8 protein-coding genes and 2 pseudogenes are annotated in these 4,376 nt (G+C 40.6%); all 10 read right to left on the bottom strand.

What is annotated here, in order from left to right; all coding sequences use genetic code 11:
* Positions 1-217 (bottom strand): ABC transporter permease subunit (locus SD31_RS08710; RefSeq protein ID WP_231561374.1); only part of this gene is annotated, 217 nt, incomplete at its 3' end.
* Positions 218-361: 144 nt separating this feature from the next.
* Positions 362-640: an AAA family ATPase gene (locus SD31_RS20865; protein WP_316929826.1), complete on the bottom strand. Its 279-nt coding sequence runs from the start codon at positions 638-640 to the stop codon at positions 362-364.
* A gap of 18 nt (positions 641-658) precedes the next feature.
* Positions 659-1,077: pseudogene (locus SD31_RS20860) on the bottom strand (ATP-binding cassette domain-containing protein); the annotation flags it as partial.
* A 2-nt stretch (positions 1,078-1,079) separates the two neighbouring features.
* The gene (locus SD31_RS08700; RefSeq protein ID WP_039053836.1) at positions 1,080-2,060 is read right to left on the bottom strand and encodes a glycerophosphodiester phosphodiesterase family protein; all 981 of its coding nucleotides are present in this window, start codon (positions 2,058-2,060) and stop codon (positions 1,080-1,082) included.
* On the bottom strand, positions 2,047-2,316 hold the full coding sequence (locus SD31_RS20210) for a shikimate kinase (protein WP_262506602.1): 270 nt from the start codon (positions 2,314-2,316) through the stop codon (positions 2,047-2,049). The genes SD31_RS08700 and SD31_RS20210 overlap by 14 nt, the downstream gene beginning before the upstream one ends.
* Positions 2,303-2,578, bottom strand: a complete 276-nt coding sequence (locus SD31_RS20205) for a shikimate kinase (protein WP_262506601.1) — start codon at positions 2,576-2,578, stop codon at positions 2,303-2,305. Before SD31_RS20205 ends, SD31_RS20210 begins: the two co-directional genes overlap by 14 nt.
* Positions 2,578-2,895 carry a hypothetical protein gene (locus tag SD31_RS20855; RefSeq protein WP_316929825.1) on the bottom strand — a complete coding sequence of 106 codons (318 nt, stop codon included), beginning with the start codon at positions 2,893-2,895 and terminating at the stop codon, positions 2,578-2,580. Before SD31_RS20855 ends, SD31_RS20205 begins: the two co-directional genes overlap by 1 nt.
* Before the next feature lie 61 nt (positions 2,896-2,956).
* Positions 2,957-3,667 carry a MauE/DoxX family redox-associated membrane protein gene (locus SD31_RS20850; RefSeq protein ID WP_316929824.1) on the bottom strand — a complete coding sequence of 237 codons (711 nt, stop codon included), beginning with the start codon at positions 3,665-3,667 and terminating at the stop codon, positions 2,957-2,959.
* Entirely contained in the window at positions 3,615-3,791 is a 177-nt protein-coding gene (locus SD31_RS20845; protein WP_316929823.1) for a hypothetical protein, read from the bottom strand. The genes SD31_RS20850 and SD31_RS20845 overlap by 53 nt, the downstream gene beginning before the upstream one ends.
* A gap of 6 nt (positions 3,792-3,797) precedes the next feature.
* Positions 3,798-4,348 (bottom strand): annotated as a pseudogene (locus SD31_RS08685) (DUF1599 domain-containing protein).
* Between the last annotated feature and the right edge of the window lie 28 nt (positions 4,349-4,376).

Here is a 4,376-nt window from a genome sequence, read left to right as displayed (position 1 = left end):
ATTTACCTAGCACGATGTCGCTAAAACGGATAGGTTTGCTTAGGAGAAGGTCGAAGGTGCCATTTGCCTTCTCTCCGGCTATGCTCTGCATGGTGATTGCTGGTATAAGCATCAACAGCAGGTAAGGGGTTAGGGAGAAAAAAGAGTCCAGCATGGCATAGCCGCTGTCCAAAATTGAGTCAGGGAATACCCAGATGAGCAATCCGTTGATAAGCAAAAACAGCCCTAATAGCTAAATATCCTATAAACGAATTGAAATAACCAGAAATCTCTTTTTTATATATGCTGTACAATTTTATATTGTTTTAGTAGTTAGACATCATCAGATGTTACAAAATTAAATAATTGCTTCATTTGTAGCTCAGGAAGAAGATTTTGTTAGCAACACAAATATCTCTTCCATCGTGCGGTTAGGGTATTTGCTGTCCTTTTCATGCAATAAAAACTGTTCTTTTATTTTGCCTTGATGGATGACGATGATTTCGTCACAAATGGCTTCCACCTCTTGCATAAGGTGTGTAGATAATAAGACTGTTTTATTTTTGGACAGTTCTTTGATGAGTTGTCTTATCTCTATGATTTGATTGGGATCAAGTCCGGTGGTAGGTTCATCCAAGATTAGCACCTGTGGATCATGAATGATAGCACAGGCGAGGCCTACACGTTGCCGGTAACCTTTAGAAAGCTGTTTTATTTTTTTATGCTTTTCAAGGGTAAGACCTGTCTGGCTGATGACTTCCTGAATGCGTTTCTTGTTGTTTTTAAGTCCATATAGCTCGGCTTGGTATTGCAGCATTTCGCTGACATACATTTCCAGATATAGAGGATTGTTTTCAGGGAGGTAGCCTATGTTTCTTTTGGCTTGTATAGGGTCTTTCTTAACATTTATGTCGTTGATCCAACACTCTCCCGATTCTATGGCAGTATGCCGGTCAAGGTTTTCATGGTTGTACTTTTACCAGCCCCATTCGGCCCCAGAAAGCCTATGATATGGTTACTTTGCGTCCGAAAAGAGATGTTGTCCAACGCTGTCTGCTTACCATAAGTTTTAATCAAATTTTCTACACGTATTGACATCGTCACTTAATAATATATGGTGAGGACAAATTTCTCTTTTTAATGTAGAAATCCAATGCTTTTTGCGCATCTTCCACATTATCCGTGCTGAGTATATCAGCTCCGTTTTCAACATATTCGGCATAAACTTGATATCCTCGAGCCTTGGCTTGGCGATCCAAGTTCCCCATAGTGCCTAAGATGGTTTTTATACCGTGGGCATGTAAAAGATTTATCAATTTTTGGTCCGCTTGTCTTGTTCCGACGAAGGCAACCATTCTGTTGTCTGGAATGCCGGCTTCTGTCAATCTGCTAAGGTCTTGTTGCGATTGAATATTTACCGACAACATAAGGTCCGGATTGATGCGGTTGATTGCCCTCGCTTGATTGGCAGTATACGTAATGACTATGGAGTATGGCTGAGCATTGGTTTTCTGGATGATTTGGGTCAACAAGCTGTATGGTACCTCCGGCTTGACATCCAGAGTGAACAAAACTTTGTCTTTCCCCCAACGCAACACCTCCTCTAGAGTAGGGATTTTGTATGGTGTCAACAGGCCGTTCGGAGCTTTTAGTCTTAAGGCTTTCAGTTCTTCCCATGTTTTGGAACTAACCTTTCCTTTTCCGTCTGTGGTACGTTCTAATGTAGCGTCATGCATGAGGACCAGTACTGAGTCCTTTGTGATGCGTACGTCACATTCTATGATCAAAGGAAACCTTTCAGCCCAATGGGCGAAAGTTTCGATGGCATTTTCGGGATATCCATCATAGTCACCACCACGGTGAGCGCTGATAAGAGGATATCTATTGTCGTCGTAAGTAAGAAATTGATAAAGATCCTCTAAATTATGTATATTAAAATTCTTGGTGGAAGATTTGCTTTCGGAAATATAAGGTCTGCTGCTGTCTTGTTGCTGTATAGCATCCGTACTGCTTGTTCTGAAGCAACCGGTCATCAGCAGCAAAAAGGGTAAAAGTAAAATGAGGTATCTATGAATTCTCATACTTGGCTATGTAATTATTGATTAGAGAAATGATCTCTTCCAGACTGGTGTGTATTTGTTCGAATTTGATATGTGCTTGTTCATAGTACTGAGCACGTTCGTTTAGCTTACTTTCTATAAAAGCATACAGCTCATCTCCCGTCAAACCTTTTAATACCGGTCTTTTGTTGACGTCAGACTGACTGAGTCTGGCCCATAACGATTTGGGTGTATGGTAAAGATAGAGTGAAATACCGTGTTGATTAATCCACTCCATATTGTCGAAATAACAAGGTGTACCACCTCCTGTGGAGATTACAGCGATACGGCCTGCCTGTTTTTTGTAGATATTCGTTCTCCAGCTTTCTGAAGCTGTCTTCTCCGTATTGCCTAAAATATTCAGGAATGGTCATTCCTATATGTTGTACTATTTCCTGATCCAGATCCACGAAGGGCATCTCTAAAGCATTGGCGATTTTTTTACCCCACGTAGTTTTTCCGCTTCCCATGAAGCCTACTAAAAAAATAGGTTTGTTCATTACTGTTGTTTAAGGTATTTTTCTGCTAACACTTCTTTGCTTGGAAAAGACTTTTTAGACCATTTCATGATGACCTTTCCATTTTGGAGTAGCATGACACCTGGATTGGAGCGTACCATGCTCTTTATAGGGACGGCATCGGCATAGAAGTTTTCCAAGACCAGATCCAGCTGATTGTTAAGGTATTCTACATCCTTGAAGGCGCTGGAAGTGAGCAGCACCGCCCTTAAGTTGTATTCGTTGCTGAGTTCTTTTATGGTTTGATTGATTCTATCTAATGCTACGAGATCTTCAGCAGAGAATTTTGAGACATCCACACTTGTCACAATAAAGTTGTAATGTGGATTTTCAATAATTTCGGCGGTAAAATCATTTCCTTCACTGTCTGTGATAAGTAGGTCGGGTATAGGTAGCTTGTATCCCTTCTTTATCCAATTTGCTTTCCGGTTCTCCGACAATTTCCCAATTTTCATCTTCCCAGATTTTCTGGTCCATATATTCTTTATCCGTAACTTTTTTACTTTTTCCGGAATTTTTGTTTTTCAGCGTATAAATGTGTTCATACACATCCTGAGGAGCTCCTTCGGGCATTTTCATTAGTGAAGGAAGATGGTTTCCTATCTTATAAGGCAGAAAATCAATAATAGGTAAGTAGCTATAGGTATAAATGCCAAAACCAAAGGAGGCTACCACGGCAAATACTACCAAGAGATTATTGGTGAACGAATTTTTTATGAGAGGAAAGATTTTTTGACGACGGCTGAAGATAACCAGAATGAGCAACAGCAGGACGACATCTTTGGCGAAAGACTGCCATGGTGTCAAAGGAATGGCATCGCCAAAACATCCGCAAGAGGTTACTACGTCGAAGAATGCAGAATAGAAGGTAAGAAAAGTGAAAAACACAATCAATATAAGCAATCCCCAGGCTACTGCTCTTCCGGCAATTCCTAACAACAGAAGCAATCCTAATATGACTTCTACGGCACAGATGACAATAGCTATGGAGGTGCTATAATCATTTAATGCATTAAGATTAAAGACAATGAAAATACTCCTGCAGCTTGTAGCCAAAACCTGTAGGGTCATTCGCTTTGATAAGACCGGAAAAGATAAAAAGGATACCTACTAAGAGCCTGCAAACGGCTAACAGAAAATCTCTCTGCTGCTTGGTAGTGCTGATAGGATCGTAAAATGAGGTGTTATGCATCATGTGCTTCTATTTTTTTTCTGCGAATCCCAATTTTATCAATGCAAATACGGCGTAGTTAAGCATATCTTGATAGTTTGCTGCCAACCCTTCGGAAACGAGAGTTTTGCCGTTGTTGTTTTCAATCTGTTTTACACGGTGAAGTTTCATGAGTATCATGTCCGTCATGGACGAAACGCGCATATCTCTCCAAGCCTCGCCGTAGTCATGATTCTTAGCAAACATCAGGTCGCGTGTTTCGTTGACCTTTTCCGTGTATTTCTGTTCTACAAAGGCAGGGTTGAGGTTTTCTTCGCCTCCTTCTTCTCCCAATTCTAGCTGCATGAGTGCGATGACGCAATAGTTTACTATGGCGACAAATTCCCCAGCGATATCATCGCCCACTTTAGAGACTTGTTTTATTTCGAGTGTACGGATACGTTTGGCTTTGATATATAGCTGATCCGTAATGGAGCTGAGGCGCATGACACGCCATGCAGTCCCGTAGTCTTTAGTTTTTTTTATGAATAGATTTTYGTCAGTAATTCAATGACGGCATTGTATTCTTCGATGGTGTTCATATAATAAGGCTCTTTTGTTACAAATATA

Origin of the sequence: Sphingobacterium sp. T2 (assembly GCF_000814685.1) — a bacterium.
Classification (GTDB): Bacteria; Bacteroidota; Bacteroidia; order Sphingobacteriales; family Sphingobacteriaceae; genus Sphingobacterium; species Sphingobacterium thermophilum.
This window is presented reverse-complemented; position numbering and strand designations above follow the sequence as displayed.

Excerpts from the sequence above, each read along its gene's own strand:
- SD31_RS08700 (WP_039053836.1), bottom strand. The coding sequence starts at position 2,060 with ATGAGAATTCATAGATACCTCATTTTACTTTTACCCTTTTTGCTGCTG.
- SD31_RS20210 (WP_262506602.1), bottom strand. The coding sequence starts at position 2,316 with ATGGAGTGGATTAATCAACACGGTATTTCACTCTATCTTTACCATACA.
- SD31_RS20205 (WP_262506601.1), bottom strand. The coding sequence starts at position 2,578 with ATGAACAAACCTATTTTTTTAGTAGGCTTCATGGGAAGCGGAAAAACT.
- SD31_RS20850 (WP_316929824.1), bottom strand. The coding sequence starts at position 3,667 with ATGACCCTACAGGTTTTGGCTACAAGCTGCAGGAGTATTTTCATTGTC.
- SD31_RS20845 (WP_316929823.1), bottom strand. The coding sequence starts at position 3,791 with ATGATGCATAACACCTCATTTTACGATCCTATCAGCACTACCAAGCAG.